General features: G+C 45.9%; 16 protein-coding genes. 9 read left to right on the plus strand and 7 right to left on the minus strand.

Translation table 11 applies throughout. The annotated features are described in order from the left end of the window. The first annotated feature begins 350 nt into the window (after positions 1-350). The 3 genes from AAFP11_RS14815 to AAFP11_RS14825 all read left to right on the plus strand — a co-directional run bounded on the left by AAFP11_RS14815 (position 351) and on the right by AAFP11_RS14825 (position 4,005). Positions 351-1,871 (plus strand): aminotransferase class I/II-fold pyridoxal phosphate-dependent enzyme, encoded by a 1,521-nt coding sequence (locus AAFP11_RS14815; protein WP_341737756.1) that lies wholly within the window; start codon positions 351-353, stop codon positions 1,869-1,871. A gap of 93 nt (positions 1,872-1,964) precedes the next feature. Next, entirely contained in the window at positions 1,965-2,558 is a 594-nt protein-coding gene (gene cbiT / locus AAFP11_RS14820; protein WP_340518917.1) for a precorrin-6Y C5,15-methyltransferase subunit CbiT, read from the plus strand. 532 nt (positions 2,559-3,090) lie between these two features. Further along, the gene (locus AAFP11_RS14825) at positions 3,091-4,005 is read left to right on the plus strand and encodes a phosphatidate cytidylyltransferase (protein ID WP_341737757.1); all 915 of its coding nucleotides are present in this window, start codon (positions 3,091-3,093) and stop codon (positions 4,003-4,005) included. Positions 4,006-4,059: 54 nt separating this feature from the next. Here the strand turns inward: AAFP11_RS14825 and AAFP11_RS14830 are convergent, their stop codons facing one another. Further along, positions 4,060-5,118: an FAD-dependent oxidoreductase gene (locus AAFP11_RS14830; RefSeq protein ID WP_341737758.1), complete on the minus strand. Its 1,059-nt coding sequence runs from the start codon at positions 5,116-5,118 to the stop codon at positions 4,060-4,062. 355 nt (positions 5,119-5,473) lie between these two features. Between AAFP11_RS14830 and AAFP11_RS14835 the strand changes: the two genes are divergently transcribed. Both AAFP11_RS14835 and AAFP11_RS14840 read left to right on the plus strand, forming a co-directional pair. After that, positions 5,474-6,319, plus strand: a complete 846-nt coding sequence (locus AAFP11_RS14835) for a hypothetical protein (RefSeq protein ID WP_341734206.1) — start codon at positions 5,474-5,476, stop codon at positions 6,317-6,319. 36 nt (positions 6,320-6,355) lie between these two features. Then, the gene (locus tag AAFP11_RS14840) at positions 6,356-7,942 is read left to right on the plus strand and encodes an O-antigen ligase family protein (RefSeq protein WP_341737759.1); all 1,587 of its coding nucleotides are present in this window, start codon (positions 6,356-6,358) and stop codon (positions 7,940-7,942) included. A gap of 102 nt (positions 7,943-8,044) precedes the next feature. On the opposite strand, the gene glmS is transcribed toward AAFP11_RS14840, so the two are convergent. The 4 genes from glmS to AAFP11_RS14860 all read right to left on the minus strand — a co-directional run bounded on the left by glmS (position 8,045) and on the right by AAFP11_RS14860 (position 12,668). Further along, complete coding sequence (gene glmS, locus AAFP11_RS14845; RefSeq protein WP_341737760.1) at positions 8,045-9,946, minus strand: glutamine--fructose-6-phosphate transaminase (isomerizing); 1,902 nt, start codon at positions 9,944-9,946, stop codon at positions 8,045-8,047. 548 nt (positions 9,947-10,494) lie between these two features. After that, positions 10,495-10,740: a photosystem I iron-sulfur center protein PsaC gene (gene psaC / locus AAFP11_RS14850; RefSeq protein ID WP_015175986.1), complete on the minus strand. Its 246-nt coding sequence runs from the start codon at positions 10,738-10,740 to the stop codon at positions 10,495-10,497. 222 nt (positions 10,741-10,962) lie between these two features. Further along, positions 10,963-11,868 carry a CoB--CoM heterodisulfide reductase iron-sulfur subunit B family protein gene (locus tag AAFP11_RS14855; RefSeq protein ID WP_341737761.1) on the minus strand — a complete coding sequence of 302 codons (906 nt, stop codon included), beginning with the start codon at positions 11,866-11,868 and terminating at the stop codon, positions 10,963-10,965. 164 nt (positions 11,869-12,032) lie between these two features. After that, positions 12,033-12,668: a TetR/AcrR family transcriptional regulator gene (locus AAFP11_RS14860; protein ID WP_341737762.1), complete on the minus strand. Its 636-nt coding sequence runs from the start codon at positions 12,666-12,668 to the stop codon at positions 12,033-12,035. 103 nt (positions 12,669-12,771) lie between these two features. Between AAFP11_RS14860 and AAFP11_RS14865 the strand changes: the two genes are divergently transcribed. From AAFP11_RS14865 to fabF, 3 genes are all read left to right on the plus strand, one after another. Beyond that, positions 12,772-13,215 (plus strand): hypothetical protein, encoded by a 444-nt coding sequence (locus AAFP11_RS14865; protein WP_341737763.1) that lies wholly within the window; start codon positions 12,772-12,774, stop codon positions 13,213-13,215. A gap of 367 nt (positions 13,216-13,582) precedes the next feature. Beyond that, the gene (acpP, locus tag AAFP11_RS14870; protein WP_341737764.1) at positions 13,583-13,837 is read left to right on the plus strand and encodes an acyl carrier protein; all 255 of its coding nucleotides are present in this window, start codon (positions 13,583-13,585) and stop codon (positions 13,835-13,837) included. A gap of 98 nt (positions 13,838-13,935) precedes the next feature. Continuing rightward, positions 13,936-15,189: a beta-ketoacyl-ACP synthase II gene (gene fabF / locus AAFP11_RS14875; protein WP_341737765.1), complete on the plus strand. Its 1,254-nt coding sequence runs from the start codon at positions 13,936-13,938 to the stop codon at positions 15,187-15,189. Positions 15,190-15,399: 210 nt separating this feature from the next. On the opposite strand, the gene AAFP11_RS14880 is transcribed toward fabF, so the two are convergent. Continuing rightward, positions 15,400-16,773 carry an NACHT domain-containing protein gene (locus AAFP11_RS14880; protein WP_341737766.1) on the minus strand — a complete coding sequence of 458 codons (1,374 nt, stop codon included), beginning with the start codon at positions 16,771-16,773 and terminating at the stop codon, positions 15,400-15,402. Positions 16,774-17,170: 397 nt separating this feature from the next. Between AAFP11_RS14880 and AAFP11_RS14885 the strand changes: the two genes are divergently transcribed. Beyond that, the gene (locus AAFP11_RS14885; protein ID WP_341737767.1) at positions 17,171-18,016 is read left to right on the plus strand and encodes an SH3 domain-containing protein; all 846 of its coding nucleotides are present in this window, start codon (positions 17,171-17,173) and stop codon (positions 18,014-18,016) included. Between the two features lie 96 nt (positions 18,017-18,112). Here AAFP11_RS14885 and AAFP11_RS14890 read toward each other — a convergent pair whose 3' ends face one another. Next, the gene (locus AAFP11_RS14890) at positions 18,113-18,838 is read right to left on the minus strand and encodes a M15 family metallopeptidase (RefSeq protein ID WP_341737768.1); all 726 of its coding nucleotides are present in this window, start codon (positions 18,836-18,838) and stop codon (positions 18,113-18,115) included. Between the last annotated feature and the right edge of the window lie 109 nt (positions 18,839-18,947).

Genomic DNA, 18,947 nt, shown 5'->3' on the forward strand with positions numbered 1-18,947 from the left:
TGAGATAATTGTGGCTGGAACGCCGGAGGACGTGGCGGCTAATCCTCGTTCTTATACTGGGAAATATCTGCAAGTTGTTTTGCAGGAACATCCTTTGGGTGAGGCTGTAGCTGTCACTTGATTCGGCGATTAAAAGAGAGGATTATTAACAGTCGTTACCTATACCTTCCCAAAAATTGCACACAGCCTAGCCAAAACTCAAGCCGCTCTCAAATAATCAACTCAGGATGAAACAAATCAGGGATGATATCGTTTCCGGTTGTATTGGAATGATTTAACCGCAGAGAACACAGAGGACACAGAGGGAGAGAATAGAGATATGAATAATTCAGATGAAGAGAGGATTTGATATGAACTCTCAAACAAACACGCCTTTATTAGATGCTTTGCGCGATCGCACAAATCACCATCACTCCCCATTTTACGCCCCCGGACACAAAGGCGGTCAAGGAATCTCAGGGCGGTTAGTTGAGTTATTAGGCCCACAAGTATTTCGATCGGACCTCCCCGAATTGCCAGAATTAGATAATCTCTTTAATCCAGAGGGCGTAATTGCAGAAGCTCAAAATTTAGCTGCTGAGGCATTTGGGGCCGAACATACTTGGTTTTTAGCAAACGGTTCGACTTGCGGAATCGTCGCGGCCATTGTCGCAACTTGCGGCCCAGGAGATAAAATTATCCTACCTCGAAACATCCATCAATCGGTAATTTCTGGTTTGATTTTATCCGGTGCAATTCCTATTTTTGTCAATCCAGAATACAACTCGGATTGGGATATTGCCAACTGCATCACCCCAGAAGCCACCGCAGCAGCATTAACACAGCATCCCGATGCCAAAGCAGTGATGGTGCTTTATCCAACCTATCACGGCGTGTGTGGGGATTTGCGGGCGATCGCCAAAATTACCCATCAATATAACATACCATTATTAGTAGATGAAGCCCACGGCGCACACTTCAACTTTCATCCCAACTTGCCAGAATCAGCACTATCAGCAGGTGCCGATTTAACAGTACAATCAATCCACAAAACTCTCGGTGCAATGACACAAGCCTCAATGCTCCATGTCAAGGGTTCTAGGGTAGATATCCCCAAATTAAATCGAGCTTTACAGTTAGTACAATCCACCAGTCCGAGTTACATATTATTAGCATCCCTAGACTCCGCCCGTCAACAAATTGCCCTCGACGGCGAACAGTTGATGAGCAAAACTTTACTACTAGCAGAAAAAGCGCGATCGGCAATCAGTAAAATTCCAGGTTTATCAGTTTTAGAAACATTAAATACACCCGGTTTTGTCGATTTAGACCGCACACGGCTGACAGTAAAAGTATCTGACTTGGGAATCACAGGATTTGCAGCAGATGAAATTCTGCACTCTCAACTCGGCGTTACCGCAGAATTGCCAATGCCACAACATCTCACATTTATTATCAGCTTGGGAAATACAGAATCAGATATTGACAATTTAGTTAAAGCTTGTACTCTTTTAGCTGGAAGGAAGGAGAAGGAAGAAGAACCCCTCCCTCATGACTCCCAAGGGGGGAATGGGGGAAGGAAGAAGCAAGATTTTTCCCATCCCCCACTCTCCCCATCCCCCACTCTCCCACTCCCCGATTTTCCCCCTCCTCCACTCTCTCCCCGCGAGGCCTTCTTTTCCCCAACGGAAACAGTAGCAGCAGACAAAGCAGTCGATCGACTCAGTGCCGAACTCATCTGTCCTTATCCCCCAGGCATACCTGTGTTGATGCCCGGTGAAATCATTACCCAAAAAGCCCTGGAATACCTCAAACAAATCCACTCCGCCGGTGGCAAAATCACAGGTTGCAGCGATACCCACCTCCAAAGTCTCAACGTTGTGCGAAAGTAAATATTAAGGCTGGGCGAAATGGGGAGAATTTTTAAAGGTTCCTCATTTCCCACTGCGGTCTGGCTGGAATTTAAAATCTCAAATAGAACAACTATGCTTTGGCCCTACGTCACTCCTGGTATCCCAGACGATTTATTTGAACGTTTACCGGGTATTCCCATGAGTAAACGAGAAGTCCGACTGCTGTTAATTTCTCACCTACGGCTACAAGCAGACTCAGTGGTTTGGGACATTGGCGCAGGTACTGGTACGATCGCCGTAGAAACAGGTTTGTTATGTCCCAAAGGTCAAATTATCGCCATCGAAAGAGATGAAGAGGTGGCCAACTTGATTCGCAGAAATTGCGATCGCTTCGAGCTCAACAACGTAGAAGTCATAGAAGGTAGCGCCCCGGAATGCCTCAAAAATCTGTCCCACCCCCCTCACCGAGTTTGCATAGAAGGAGGCCGCCCCATTAAAGCCATTGTCCAAGAAGTCTGGGGGTACTTGCAACCCCAGGGTCGAATTGTCGCCACCGCCAGCAATTTAGAGAATCTTTACGCCCTTTCCGAAAGCTTCGCCCAATTGCAAGTCCGCAACATTGAAGTAGTTCAGTCCGCCGTCAACCGTTTAGAGACTCGTGGGCTCAGTCAAACCTTTGCCGCTGTCAATCCCATATTTATTCTCAGTGGCGAAAAGCTAGATTAGAACTAAGTTGTTATTGGTTATTGGCGGCGCGACATCGGCTTAGTCTAAGGGTTATTTGTTATTTGTTATTTGTTATTTGTTATTTGTTCGTTCTAATAACCCATAACCAATGCCTCCTTCCCCATTCCCGATGCCCCATTCCCATTCCCCCCAAGGGCGGCAAGGGGCAGGGGGGTGCATCTCATATTTTGCAAATATATTCGTAGGGGCGAAGCATGACCGCAGACAATTTATTAGGGATAACCAGAGATTTACAGCGGTCATGCTTCGCCCTTAGAAAATCGGGATGCTCCCAGGGCAGGGTTCCCCATTCCTAAATGTAATTCTTAATCTTGTTTACTTTCACTTAACCTTCATAATAATAAGGGCGACCATAGCTTGGTTGACTAGCTAACTTCAGATATTGGACCACCGATGGGGGATGGGGGCTAGCTGTGTCAGGGAGAAGCCCCTGCCCCAGAAAAATCCCAAACCCCAAATCCCCAATCCAAAATCGAATAATTCACCGCCGTCTGCAAGAGAAATTCATTTTATGCCGTGGTCTCGTATCCTCAGTGGAATAGTTGCGATCGTCCTTGCTTTGGGCATGATTATATTGGGCGGATGGTACTTCACCGTCGGCTTCGGGATCATCGTCTACCTAGGTCAACTAGAATATTTTCAACTAGCCAGGGCTAAGGGCATTGCACCTGCTGCCAAAACTACCTTAGTTGTCAGTCAAGTTCTGCTAATTACGGCCGCCCTTGCACCACAACTGGTAGATGCTATGTTTCCCCTAGCTGGAACCTTCATCTGTTTCTACCTGTTGTTCCAGCCTAAGCTATCGACGATCGCCGATATTGCCGCTTCAATTTTAGGATTGTTCTACGGCGGTTATTTGCCCAGCTATTGGATACGGCTGCGAGTCGGACTTGACCCTGTTTATCAAGCGACCACTGGATTTGGTCAAACAGTGGCCAGCAATTCACTAACTCAAATTTATCCCCAGTCTTGGATCAATATCAGCCATATTTCTTTGGGATTAACTTCCCTACTGCTAGCTTTCCTTTGCATCTGGGCCGCAGACATTGGCGCTTATTTTGTCGGCAAATTCTTCGGCCGCACTACCCTGTCCCACATCAGCCCGAAAAAGACGGTTGAAGGTGCCGTGTTTGGAGTTTGTGGCAGTATAGCAGTTGCCGCCACCGGGTCTTGGTATTTGAATTGGCCTGGCTGGCCCTATACTGGGGCTGCTTTTGGTCTGTTGATTGGTGTTGCCAGTTTGTTGGGGGATTTAACTGAGTCGATGATGAAACGAGATGCCGGTGTTAAGGATTCGGGGCAGTTGATCCCCGGTCACGGTGGCATTCTCGATCGCACTGACAGTTATGTTTTTACAGCACCGTTAGTTTACTATTTTGTGACTTTACTCTTGCCCGCGATCGACTTTTATCTGATTAATCAATAGACATCTCCCATAATTATTGTGAAACAGGCATCCTGCCTGTTCTTGACAAGCTTTTTAGGAGATGTCTAATGATTTGACCCAATTAGCGGCGGCAAAACCCGATCGCAAAGCACCTTCAATTTGATTTCCCCCGCACAAATCCCCCGCACAAACTAAGGGTAAAGTTCCCTCAGCAGCCAAACAAGAAACAGGCAAAGGATTTCTACAAAAAGCATAGCGCCAACGGTGAACCTGCAACCATTCAGGCTCTTTTAGCCAAGGCATCAAATATTCAGAAGTGCGATCGAGCAATTGTTGACCCACACTAGGCAAATCCGTAGCATCAAAATAGCGATCGGCAAAACTTGCACTACTGTGAACCACAAACACAGGCTGAGGCGATTCCAGTCGCTTGCTACTATCAAAACCAATCCAAGCTAAATCAGAATTATCTCGAAAATCAACAGTTTTCCACGGGTAATTTAGATTACTCAAATCGGGTTGGCGTTCCGCAGGATAGCCAGCCATAACCGTAATGCAAGCGTCATAATTAACCGAGTGCAATTTGTCAAGAAAATCGGGCGAAAATCCCAGGTCTGCCTTTAAAAACAGTAAAGCTTGGGGTGCAGGAATTGCGACTACGATCGCCTTAGCAATCAATTCTTGAGGCTTGTTAAAATTATCATCAGTAACTTCTAGAGAAAGATGCCACCTTTGGTTATCTGTACTAGAAATAGCTTCTACGCGACGCCCTGACCAAATTTCTAAACCCTCAGCCAGGTACTTACCTACAGCATTCATTCCAGCAGGTGCAACATAACAGTCCCTCGGAATCGAAAAAACCTCTCCCCCGACTCCATTTTCTCCCTCTCGGAATTCCCCAACAGTATCAGTCCAGAGTTTCAGGATATCGCGATCGACCAAAACATCAATTAACCCCTGCACCGCATCCCCCTGGGATTCCAGATAGCGAGCCCCATGATCGGCCCTAGTACCATTAACACGGCGAGTAGCAACTCTGCCGCCCACACCGCGAGATTTTTCCACAACCACCACAGAATAACCAGCCAGACGCAACTGTTGAGCACAACTGAGCCCCGCCATACCAGCACCAATCACCGCAACATCAAACATAATGAGTCAATAGTCAATAGTCATTAGTCATGAGACATCTCCAAAAACTCTTGTGGGATAGGCATTGGGCCCAGCCAAGACTAGCTTTTTACCAGATGTCCACTTATCAGCTTAAAGGCTCTGGGGGAAGTTTCTGTGCCATATTTCCACTTGTGGCCAAGGGTTGACAGTCCTAGCTAGGGCGGCTCCCCGCCATCGCCCCGCACCAAGTAGTAGAATTAAGGACAGCACGAATCCGTGATTAAGACCAGTTAAAAAAAAATGCCACTGTAGGCAGATTTCCCAACCCGATCGTTGTCAAACAACAGCAATCCCAAATCTCAAATCTAAAATCCCATAAGGGAGGGCAAAAATCTTGGACGAACTCAGAGCAGCGCTAGAATTGGCTACAGAAGAAGAATTGCAACAACTCACAGAACTCCTGTTCAGCCGCAGGTTTAACCCTTTAGATTACGTGCAAACCCCAGCACCGATCGATGTCCAAAGTCGCGATCGCGAAGCTTGGCTAGATGCCGTAGAACAACGGTTTCGCTACCTCTCAGCCGACGGATTGACGGTACTCAGAGGGCGGACTGAACAAGTAACTTACAGACAAGCCCTAATTCAAGTTTGTCGCTATCTCAAAATTCCCTATCCCAAACAGTTGTCAACCACCGACTTAGAAGCAGAAGTATTTTTGCACTTAATGGGCCGCGCATGGAAGCAGTTACCTTCCCAAGAAAAACAAGCATTGACTGTACGAGTACAGCGAGCAATTGTCGAGTCTAAACTCTCGGAACCTCTGCCAATTTCTGCGGAAAAAGACCCCTTGGGTTTACTTTTCAAAGGTGGTAGCGCTTTAGCTGTTAGTTCCATCGTCAAACCAGTTTTACTCAAACTCATGGCCCATCAATTTGCACTGCACTTTGCCACCTATGAAATGGCAAAACAAGCAGCGATCGCCGGTGGAACAGCCGCAGCAACCCAGTTTCAAAATTATGTCGCCATTCAGACTGCCCGACGCTCTATGGCGACAAGTGCTGCTCGTTACGGTGTGACACGGAGTGTGTTTTCATTTCTCGGCCCGGTGTTGTGGACGTGGTTTTTAGCTGATTTAGGGTGGCGCTCGATTTCAACTAATTATAGTCGGATTATTCCTACCATTTTTGCCTTGGCTCAAATTCGGTTAACGCGATCGGAATGCACCTGGGAATTAGCCTAAAGATTTGAGATTGTAGATTTTAGATTAGGAGTGTCGGTGAATAGTAAAAAACGGTTAAAATTAGGTGTAAAACTGACAGTAGAAAATCTCAAATCTCGACTTCAAAAACATCCAGATCGCAGTTTGCAAACCCCTTGGAATTTTGCTCAATTGGGAGTGCTGATTTTTCCTATAATTCCGATTTTGGGAGCTTTAGGAATCTTCCTGGGATTAATCGGCACTTGTTCCCAACAAAAATTTAGCCAAATTAGCACTCACCCGGTGAATCGAGGTTTTGCAATTCTCAGCGTGTTGCTAGTCATCACGGCGGTTTTTGCTAACAACCACATAGAGGCTTTTTTAGGATTGGGTAATTTCTTGCCGTTTTTTATATTTTTTGCGGCATTCAGTCGTTTAATTCAAACTCCCACTCAATTGCGGCAATTGTCTTGGATAATAGTCATTAGTTCAATTCCCGTCATAATTTTGGGTTTGGGACAGCAATTTTTAGGTTGGAGTGGCATTGTTCAATTACAGCCCGTTTTTGGCTGGGTACTCGAACCCAAAGGCAATCCTCCTGGTAGGATGGCTTCTGTATTTATGTATGCCAATATTTTAGCTTGTTATCTAACTATTGTTTTTATTTTAGCTTTGGGATTGTGGATGGAAGAAGTCAGTTGTCAGTTGTCAGTTGGCAGTTGGCAGTTGGCAGTTGGCAGTTATCACCAATTACCAATGCCCAATGCCTTCCCCCCTTGCGGAGGGTTAGGGGGGGGTTGCCAGATGCCCGATGCCCGATGCCCGATGCCCAATTCCCAATTCCTATTTTTAACTTTTGCAGTGTTGGGAAATGCTGTTTGCTTGATTTTTACTAATTCTCGTAATGCTTGGGGATTAGCCGTTTTGGCTGCTGTGGCTTTTGCTGTTTATGCAGGTTGGAAAAAAATATTAGCTGCGGTTTTTAGTGCTGTTGGTGCAGTTTTTTTGTCAGCTTTTGGTCCGCAACCTTTGCGACAATATTTACGAACAATTATCCCGGCTTTTTTCTGGGCGAGACTCACCGATGAGATGTTTCCCAATCGACCGACAGCGACTTTAAGAACTACTCAATGGCAATTTGCTTGGTCGATGACTCAGCAGCGTCCTTGGACTGGTTGGGGATTGCGAAATTTTACGGATCTCTATGAAGCTCAAATGCACGAATGGCTTGGTCATCCTCACAGTTTGATACTGATGCTGACTGCGGAAACGGGAATACCAGTAACGCTGTTTTTTTTGGGTTTAGTTGGGTGGATTTTGGCTAGGGGTGTTTTGTTGTTGTTGAATTGGCGATCGCATTTTCCTGTGGATATTCAACCGCCGCCAATAACCACACAGCAAACTGAGGCAAATTATGAAGATATTGATATCACAAATGCGGTAATTTGTCAAGAATATAATTCAGGCGATCGGCTAATTTTCTTCAGCTATTTATTAGCTTTCGCAGCCTGCACCCTATTTAACACCGTAGATGTCACCGTGTTTGATTTTCGAGTGAATACTATAAGCTGGCTACTGTTGGCGGCAATTGGCGGAATAGGGAATAGGGCATTGGGCATCGGGCATTGGGCATTGGACATTGGGCATCGGGCATCGGAGGCATAGACTGGGAAACAAATAACAAATAACCGATAACAAATAACCGATAACAACAGTGAACAGTCAACAGTCAACTGTCAACTGTCAACCGTCAACCGTCAACTAATATTATTCCACTGTCACCGACTTAGCCAAATTCCGAGGCTGATCCACATCCAAACCCCGTCGCGCCGCAATATGATAAGCCAACAGTTGTAGGGGAATTACGGTAACAATTGGTGACAATAATTCATCTACCAAAGGTACGGGCAAAACATGATCGAAAATATCCGCTTCCGCTGCACCTTGCTTGGGGGTAACTCCAATTAAACGGGCATCTCTAGCTTTCGCTTCCTGAGCGTTGGAAAGCACCTTTTCGTAGACGCTTCCGGGCATGGCGATCGCCACTACAGGCACTTTGGCATCCAAAAGGGCGATCGGGCCATGTTTCATCTCTCCAGCGGGATATCCTTCGGCATGAATGTAACTAATTTCCTTCAGTTTCAAAGCCCCTTCCAAAGCAATGGGAAAGTTAATTCCCCGTCCCAAAAAGATAAAATCTTGGGTTTCAGTAAACTGGTGGGACAATTCCTCCACATACTGTTCCTGAATCTCCAAAAACTTTTCAATTATAGCAGGCAACTGGCGCAAACCAAGCAGGATTTCTGCCAATCTTTCGTTACTTATAGTCTGTCGTTGATGTGCCAAATCCAAGGCTAAGAAATAGAAAGCCATCAACTGAGTAACAAAAGTTTTGGTAGCAGCCACCCCAACTTCGATACCAGCGTGGGTGTTAATAATGTGTGGTATCATGTGGGCGATCGAGCTTTCTATCCTGTTAGTAATACCTAACATTCTCGCCCGAAATTTATCAGTCAAACCCGCTCGGCGCTGCTGTTCCATTCCCAAAGCAGCCAGTGTATCTGCCGTTTCTCCCGACTGTGTTACCCCAATAATTAAAGTATTGGCTGTCACCGGTGCCGGTGCGTAACGATATTCGGAAGCGTACTGCACTGAAGTAGGAATATTCGCTAACTGTTCCAACAAATATTTGCCAATTAGGGAGGCGTGCCAGCTCGTTCCACAGGCTAAAATGGAAATTTGTTCGACATCGGCACAAAGCTCCTTTGGCAAGTTGAGATTAATCGGAGAGTCTTTACTTTCAGGGTTCCAGTTGTTGTCTAAATATGTCTCTAAACAAGCTCTGACTACGGCGGGCTGTTCGTAAATTTCCTTGTGCATGAAGTGTTTGAAGCCCTGTTTCTCCACTGCAACCGGACTCCAGCCGAGGAGGCGCGGGCTTTTTTTCAGCTTTTGCCCTGCAAAGCTGTAAACTTCAACTCCCATGGGAGTTAGTCTGGCTGCTTCTCCATTTTCCAGAGACAAAACAGCGCGGGTATGAGACACTAAGGCGGGGGTGTCAGAAGCGCAGAAAAATTCGCCAGCACCAAAGCCAATTACCAAAGGAGCTTGCTGTCTAGCGACAATTAATTCGTCGGGAAAATCTGCACATATCGCCGCGATTGCAAAAGCTCCTTCTAATCTATTTACCGCCTTTAAAACGACTTCTAAAAACGAAATATCCACCTGGGCATCTGACTTATTCCTTGTGTACTCAGCCAATAATTCAGAAATTAAATGAGGAATAACTTCGGTATCCGTATCGGAAACAAATTTATGTCCCTTCGCTTTTAATTCTTCCCGCAATTCGCGATAATTTTCGACAATGCCATTTTGAACTACTGCAACTCTCCCGCTATTATCCATGTGAGGGTGAGCGTTATATTCTTCTGGCTTACCGTGAGTTGCCCAGCGAGTGTGTCCGATACCAATGGAAGCTGGAGATTCTATCTCTGCTAGTTTTTCCCGCAGGTTGTGCAATTTACCCTTGGCCCGGATGCAAGTAATTTCCCCTTCCCAGATGGTAGCGAGGCCCGCTGAATCGTAACCCCGATATTCCAATTTCTCTAATCCTGCTAGCAAAATCTCGCTTGCTGCTTGGGTGCCGATATAGCCAACGATTCCGCACATTTGAGGTACTCCTGCTTAGCGATCGTAAATCAAAACCAATTTTTATCAAGATAGCACGGGAAGCGGAAACCCCGTCCCTTGAAGACCAAGATGGAAGGGATTTGCCGGATTCGATTAATCAAACCACTAGATTAATTATTAATTACTGTGAATCCTACGGTATCAATATTATGGTTTTTTATGGTAATCCAAAATAAAAAATATTATTAATGAGATACAGAGGAGTGTCCATGGCGAATGCCGAATGGCGAATTGTTAGTGGTTACTTGTTAGTGACTTTTCTCATACCCAATTACCAATTACCAATGACCAATGACCAATGACCAATGACCAATGACCAATGACCAATGACCAATGACCAATTACCAATGCTCGATTGTACCTCCTATGAGAGCTCGAAAGGCTATATCGCTGCATTTTCAGATTGCTCTGCTTGCTGTTGCTATAGCTTCTAACTGGGGCAGAATGTAGAGCCCACAGCAAAAGAGAGGGAGCAATGTCATTGCCCCCTCTCCGGTGTTTGTAGTTCGATCGCTGTCGATCGAATTTTAGTAAGCTAGACCCATACTGCGAGTTGTTTCTGCTCCCAGGTAAACCCGGATGCTGAGAAAATCGGTAGGGCAAGCTGTTTCGCAACGCTTGCAGCCTACACAGTCTTCTGTGCGGGGAGATGAGGCAATCTGAGCTGCTTTGCAGCCATCCCAGGGTACCATCTCCAAAACGTCAGTCGGACAAGCGCGGACGCATTGAGTGCAGCCGATGCAGGTATCGTAGATTTTGACTGAATGAGACATTGAATAAAGGCTCCCAACGAGTCACTAAAAATTTGCGGACTCTGCGAGTTAAAAGATTTGACGGCTTGAGGCCACCGCTATAACCTGCACAGAGAATTAAAAGTAAGTCTACCGCAGTGCCTGGAAGCACTTCGCCAAAAAGCGACAAAACTTCACAGTTATTTGATGTTCAGTGTTAGAAAGGACTAAAGTCCTTACTACAAACCTGAGCAAATTCATAGACTAAAAGCCTAATTTTTCCAACACGGGCTTTGTGGAAACAATATGTCTGTCTAGTCCTAGTTTTTTTGGCTCAACACCCAAAGCCAAAGCCACCAATTGCGGTAAATGCAGCACAGGCAAACCCAACTTGCGCCCAATTACTTTTTCCACTTCCGGCTGTCGCGAATCCAAATTTAAGTGACAAAGCGGACAAGGTGTTACCATACAATCTGCACCGTTGTCAAGAGCATCTACAATATGTTTGCCAGCCATCTGAAAAGATTGGTTAGTGGCATAACTCGCTAGGGGCCAGCCGCAGCACTGTGTCCGTCCTCGATAGTAAACCGGAGTTGCGCCGATCGCCCGAAACACATTTTCCATCGATTCCGGTTGGTGCGGGTCATCGTAAATTAGATGGTCCTGAGCTCGCAGCAAATAACAGCCGTAAAAAGCGGCGCACTTTAAACCCGAAAGTTTGCGGGTGACTCGTTTTTGCACTTCCTCCAAACCGTAGTCGGCAACGATCGCCCACAGCAGATGTTTCACCTCGGTACTGCCTTGGTAGGGCGAACAGCCTTGTTTTTGCAGTAAACCATTGACTTGTTCTAGGTAGTTGGGATCGGTTTTTTGGCAATCCTTGAGGCGATCGTCCACATGACCAATTACCCCTTGACAAGTGCTGCAATGGGTGAGTAAAGGCAGATTCAGTTGCTCAGCCAAAGCAATATTGCGAGCATTGACAGTATCTTCGAGCAACTGCGAATCTTCTTTAAAAGTGCCAGAACCACAGCAAGAAGCTTTTTTGAGTTCCACCAGTTCAATCCCCAAGGCTTGAGTCAGTGCTTGGGTAGACTGGTAAAGTTCGCGGGCGGCACCTTGGGCGACGCAACCGGGAAAGTAAGCATATTTGAGATTTGGGGATGGCATAGTCGTTTTTGCTGGGGAGAAAAGGTAAGGGATAAGCAAGGAGGGCGATCCTCTTCGAGGGCTGCGCTAACGAAGTTGGGATGCTTCCTCTCCATATCCTTACCCAGTTTTAGACAATTATTATGGGCTAGGTAGGGCAGTATTTTTAGCCCACTAATTGAGCATCAAGACCGATCTGGGAAATACTGTCCTAAGTAAGCAATCAGTAATTTTTTGGTTTCTGTCAGAACTTGGTGTTGAAAAGTGTGATCGCGCGATACGGCGAGAATATCCAGCGTACAGGCAACTTCAACACTGATGGTTGCAATTAGCTCTCGATGACTTTGCTCTAAAGCCGGATTACGAGTCGCAAAATAAACCGTGAACTGTTGTGCAAGCTCCTGATAGAAGGCTGCACTCATTGCAATCGTTGTAGAGATCAGACGAGATTGAACGAACACGGGACGGAATCCAGGATTTGCACTCACAAACCGATCAAATCCATCTACCAATTGATTCACATAAACATCGAGCGTTACCTGCATCGCTTCCTCTGTGTGGAGCGTAGCAGACAGTTCCCTCAGTTGATTGAGATAGCGATCGAGCAAAGCGTGAAAAACAGCGAGTTTGTCTGGGAAGAAACGATATAGCCCTCCAACAGAGGTATTTGCTCTCGCCGCAATTTCATCAGTTGTTACTGATTCATAGCCAATCTCAACAAACAACTCAGCCGCTGCGTCCAGAATGTGATGGAATCGTTCCCAGCTACGGGCTTGTTGAGGGACGCGCCAGAGTGGCGCGGATTGGGGGCTGTCGATCATTCGTTCAAATCGTGGGTTGACAAACACGAGGTAATTCTCGTATCTTGTAATGCGAGGTAATTCTCGTATTTACAGTTTACAGGAGTTTTAAGGAGAAAAAACCATGACTCAGATGCTCCAGGCAACAAAGCCCCTTAATTTGGCATGGATGACAGGATGGTGTGCGGCGGTAGGCTTATTTGGAATGATTCTTGCAGGAAGTGGTTTTGAAGTCACAAGCGGTCCAGTTCGCATCTTATTTGATGTTTTGAACGGTCCAGGGGAACTCGATCTCAATCCATATGTGCGGTTTAGCCTTGCGGTACTTGGAGCCGTGACGATGGGTTGGAGTTTGACGTTGATGGCAGTGATTCAAGTCGCAAACCAGCTTGAAAAACAGGTCAGTAAACGTATATGGATTGGGATCGCTGCATCGATCGTAATTTGGTACGTAATAGATAGCATCTTGTCTATTGCCACAGGTTTCTGGCTCAACGCTGTTGCAAACACGATTTTTAGTGCAACATTCCTAATCCCAGTGATCCGGAGTGGTGTACTTCGCAGCTAGGCATCTCTAGTTTCGCATCGCAAGCTAACCAGTCGTTGGAGCGGCGATTTGAGGTTTTTTCGTCTACGTTCTGGTCTATTTGTCGCCGCTCAATTTATAGGCGGGTGCGGTAGCCTAAAGATTATCTGTTGAGGCTGATTAATCGACAAAACCATATGATTTATTAGAGATAACTCACTGTCTCTATCTTGCGTATTGCCGATTAGCTCGATGGAGTTGGCGATCGACCAATTGCTCCAAATGATTGATCGATGTAACGGCCCACTCCCTACACAGAGGGTCAGTTAGAAAAGCGGCAAGCCTTTTTCCTGAAGATCCCCCTTTCGGATAAGATCAGATACGCAGCAACCAATGAGGAAATGATGGTATGAGTCAAGAGGACATTTTTGCTAAAGTCAAGAAAATCGTGGCAGATCAACTGGAAGTCGATCCGGCTGAAGTCAAGCCAGAAGCCAGCTTTGCTAACGATTTAGGAGCAGACTCCTTAGATACAGTAGAGTTGGTAATGGCTTTGGAAGAAGAGTTTGATATTGAAATTCCAGACGAGGCAGCCGAAGGAATTACCACCGTTCAAGCCTCTGTAGACTTCATCAGCAGCAAACTTGCCGCTCCAAAAGCATAAAATACCTGCCTTTTCCCCTAAGAGGAGACAAGTTAGACAACTGAAAACTCCTCTTTTGTTCTGCGTTCTGGGTGTTTAATTTTTTTGAAACTGAAATCATGACAAATTTAGAGCGTAAGCGCGTTGTTATTACGGGTCTCGGCGCGATTACACCGATCGGCAATACCTTGTCTGAATATTGGGACGGGTTGCTTGCTGGGAAGAATGGTATAGGCCCGATCACCTTATTCGACTCGTCGCGGCACGACTGTCGTATTGCCGGAGAGGTGAAGGGTTACGACCCACACGACTATTTAGAGCGCAAGGAAGCAAAGCGGATGGATCGCTTTGCTCAGTTTGGAGTGTCAGCTAGCAAACAGGCTCTGGCTGATGCGAAGTTTGAGATTAATGACCTGAACGCAGAACAGGTGGGTGTCATTCTTGGCACTGGCATTGGCGGCTTAAAGGTTTTAGAAGACCAGCAAGAGATTTATCTGAATCGCGGCCCCGATCGATGCAGCCCGTTTATGATTCCGATGATGATTGCGAATATGGCTGCTGGCCTGACCGCAATTCAAACGGGTGCTAAAGGTCCAAACTCTTGCACTGTTACCGCTTGCGCTGCGGGGTCAAATGCGGTGGGCGATGCGTTTCGCCTCGTGCAGGGGGGTTACGCCCAAGCCATGATTTGTGGCGGTACGGAAGCTGCGGTGACACCTTTGTGTGTGGCGGGTTTTGCTGCGGCGAGGGCGCTTTCGACTCGCAATGATGACCCAACTCATGCTTGCCGTCCTTTCGATCGCGATCGGGATGGTTTTGTGGTAGGCGAAGGTGCTGGCATTGTGATTCTAGAAGAAATGGAACACGCGATCGCCCGTGGAGCCAGAATTTACGCAGAAATCGTCGGCTACGGCTTAACTTGCGATGCCTACCACATGACTTCCCCAGTACCGGGGGGTAACGGTGCGTCGCGGGCAATGGCTTTAGCGCTCAAGGATGGGGGTTTGACACCAGATATGGTGAGCTATATCAATGCTCACGGTACTAGCACTCTTCCCAACGATTCTACGGAAACCAAGGCAATCAAAAAGACCTTGGGAGACCATGCTTACAAAGTAGCCATTAGTTCTACCAAGTCAATGACCGGTCATCTTTTGGGTGGTTCTGGGGGAATTGAGGCGGTAGCTGCGGTAATGTCGATCGCCAACGACAAAATCCCGCCGACAATCAATCTGGAAAATCCCGATCCAGAGTGCGATTTGGACTATGTTCCACGTCACAGTCGCGATCTAAAAGTTGATGTGGCGCTGTCGAATTCCTTTGGATTTGGTGGCCACAACGTGACACTGGCATTCAAAAAGTTTGTGCAGTAACGGACAATTTGAGAGTGGAGAGTAGATAGTTAAAAGGTGAAAAATTAATTTTTCACCTTTTAATTTTAGATTGGGCGATCGGCTATTAGCTGTAGGTGCAAATTTTAAACTATTGTAGGGTAGATCCCAAAGCCGACACTAATTGATTGTCGGAAGTAATTGCCGAATGAAGACAGGAATTGATATAACAACTACAGGACTTACGCATAACTAATGACTAATTTGGGCAAAATGCTTTTGCAATAAATTGTGAATAAATCGATAACGCCGATCGCCCGTTTTTTGCATCAGCAAGCGCCCCGCTGCTGCATCGAGAAAAAGACTGTAATTCCAAGGAATGTACCCATTAGACCACAGCACTAGGTGCAAGATAAATTTTTCAAGGGCTGGAATCCCCGGTAACAAAGCACTAATTACGGATGCGATCGCCCCTGCTATCAATCCCCAAATCGAGCCACTAACCAAAGTGGCCGCTAATCCCAAAATCACCCAAATCAGCCCGCCCAGCAGCTTAACTCCAAAGTAATACGCCCGCTGCTGTTCGCCAGTTTCTAGCCAGGTAAAGGGTATTTTATCGAGTAAAACTTCTTGAATTCCTTGCTGTTCCATCTTGTTCGCCAGCCATCCCAGCCAGTGCCGTATTTGTTCCGATCGCAGTTCTTTACCTCTGGGATACTGCTTCACTTCCCCAGTCATTTGGCGACGAATGTAGGCTGTCAATAGGTATTTGCGTTGTTCTTCCGCTGAATTTAAACGCTTCCAAGATTCGATTAATATGTCCTCGTAGGCCAAAGCCATCATGCTTAACAATAGTGGTGCTTTAGCCATTTTTAACAAATCCGGCTCCTGCTCAAGGCTATACCAAAGTTCGCGACTTCGGGCTTCTAAAAGATAATTTTTAATTTGGGTTTCTGTCAGAGGTTTCAATAAAACTGCTGCGTGCAGACTAAATCTATTTTGACAGTTTTTGTAAACTTCAAAATTGCTACAAACTACTAAGTGTTGAGGTTGTATTTCACTTTCAATAAACTGATTTATTGCTTGAATACACAAGTCTTGGCGGTGAGTTTCTACTTCGTCTAAACCATCTATCAACGGCAGTAATTTGTGCTCGTTAAGCCACTTTTTACCTACAGCCGTGGGGATGTCGTATTTAAATTTAAGTTGAGCAATTAACCAATCGGCGATCGCCCCGGATTCGGCTTTCCAAGTACCGAGTTCAAATAGTATCGGTATCGGCTTTGTAGCATCTTTTTGGGCGCGGGAAACTAAGACCAGAGCTAATTCCAATAGTGTAGTGGTTTTTCCGGCACCCGTCGCGCCCAAAATGACCAATTTACCCCCCGTGCGATCGAACACTTTAGCCACGCTAGCTTTGGGAGGTAGTCGAAAACTAGGACGGTTTCCCACCTTGACTTCCACATCCCAACAGCGGTTGACACCGGGAGGCGCAGCTTCTTGACGGAGGTTGGATAATACGGCATTGTGCAAAGAGTGCGATCGAGATGCTTGGACTTCCCGTTTCACATCCTGGAGTAATCGATCGCGAGGCGGTTGTAATCTCAGAGGAATCAATCTTGACATTTTAATTAATCGGCTCAACCTTACCCTGGATGCTTGCTTTGCCAGATTAGGCACAACTGGCTCACAGCAACAGTAGCATCACTATAGGTGTTGAGTAAAGATTAACTAGAATTGGACATCTCCGGCAGCCGGAAGCACGGGGCTTTAGACCCATTTTTTGGGAGCATCCCGATTTTGCATAGGCGAAGCATGACCGCTGTAAATCTCTGGTTATCCCTAATAAATTGTCTGCGGTCATGCTTCGCCCCTACGAATATATTTGTAAAATTGAGATGCACCCCATTTTTTCAGTAAACTTTGCCCTAATAGGATTGTTCTGTAGAATTTGCCCTCACCTCCTGTTGTTGATTATTCTGGATATAGCGCTTCCAAACATCCATAAATATTTCAAAAATATATGTCATTAAAAACTAGCCAAATCATCATCCTCTGCCTAGCAGGGCTATCAACGGCGATCGGAGTAGCCTGGGCAACCATACAGTCAGGTTCGATGCAAGTCTCAAATCCTGCCGTGACAGAATCAGCGCTATCCGACAAAAAAACTACTTCAGCGGTTCCAACCACAATTCCTAAATCTCAGAATACCGAACCACTGGAACTAAAAACCAGACCCATCCAATCTCAGAAATTTCAACCTCAACCTGCCAAAAATTCCCCAGTTACATCTTCTGTAATCCCAGAAAACTCGAAGCAAAAAGTTGAGCCGATATCGATCACACCTCCCGATGGGGGCTGCAAAATCAGTATGGCTGTAGTCACCGATCCCAATCCACCGCTAAATGTGCGATCGAACCCAGGATTAGCAGACAGCAAAATAGTAGGAACACTCAAAAATAATACCTTTGTTTCCGTCGCCGAAGAAGAAAATGGCTGGTTACGAATTACCGATCCAGTTGCCGGTTGGATTGCCAAAAACCGCACCGAAAGTAGTTGTCCTAATGTCCGACAGGAGATTAACTTTTTGCCTGGGGGTAACGAGGCAATTGTGAAAGGTCGAATTATTGGTGGTGGCAGTCACTCTTACATAATTCGCATCCTTAAAGGTCAAACAATGACTGTGAGGAACCGCAAAGATGTTTTTCCACAAATTTTGAGTCCTGACGGGAAACTGTTGGGAGGAGATCCTTATCAAAACAATCCAACTGAGTGGAGTGGAAAAGTTCCCGTTACTGGTAATTACACATTTCAACTTGACTCAAATTTCCGTGGCTACGAATACGAATTTTCAGTAAAAGTCCGATAAAATTATCGGTGTGTAGTCAGGAATTTAGTGCTTTTGCTCCTCAACTATTGTTGAAGACTTTAGTCCTAACTAGAAACTTATGTGGTATTTGGTACATTAAGGAATCGCTCCTAGGGAAACATCGAGAATCGCAAATTTTTCCCAATCTTCTGAATCAAAGTGCCACCATTCTGTTGTGATTCCCATAAATCCTTGCTTTTTCATCGCATCTTCCAGCAATTGACGATTTTTCCGAGATTGCGCGCTGCCTCCTTGATAATCTCTGTGAGCTTTTACGGTAAAATCATCAAAGGGTGTGGGCATTTCTAATTCTTTGCCAGTGCGATCGACTAAAGTTAAATCAATAGCAGCACCGCGATTGTGACGCGAACCCCTCGCAGGATTAGCCACATAGCGGGGGTCTGGCAAAACTTGCCACATTTGTTTTGTAACAGAGAAAGGCCTGTAGCAATCGTAAACTTTCAAACCCAATCCGATTTTTTCTAAATCTGTTTGAACTAGCGCTAACTTTTGAGCAACAGAACTTCTCAAGGCACATTTGGCTGTGGAGTATAGTTTTCGTTTTAAGAAATTGTTAGCTGTGGCGTAGCGAATATCGAGACGAATGTTGGGATTGACAGTGCGGATGTCAACCAGTCGCGCCCAATTGGGAAGTTGACTCATGAAAATACTTTCAGGTACTACGGGGTTTAATTCTGGTTGGGGAGATTGCACTTGTGGGGGCTCCTGGGCGCGGACAAATGTGGGATGGTGCAGACCTATCGCACATAGCAAAACTAACATAAATGCGATCGGGTATTTTCCAAAACGTTTAAATTTCATAAAAACCTCACGGGATCTTAGAAACCCAGTGGCTTCAGCCCTGGGAGGAAAATATAATACCAATTTTAAAAAAGAATGCAACAGTAGTCTTGTCCCTCCCCTTTATAAG

The organism is Microcoleus sp. CAWBG640, from assembly GCF_020883015.1.
GTDB lineage: Bacteria > Cyanobacteriota > Cyanobacteriia > Cyanobacteriales > Microcoleaceae > Microcoleus > Microcoleus anatoxicus.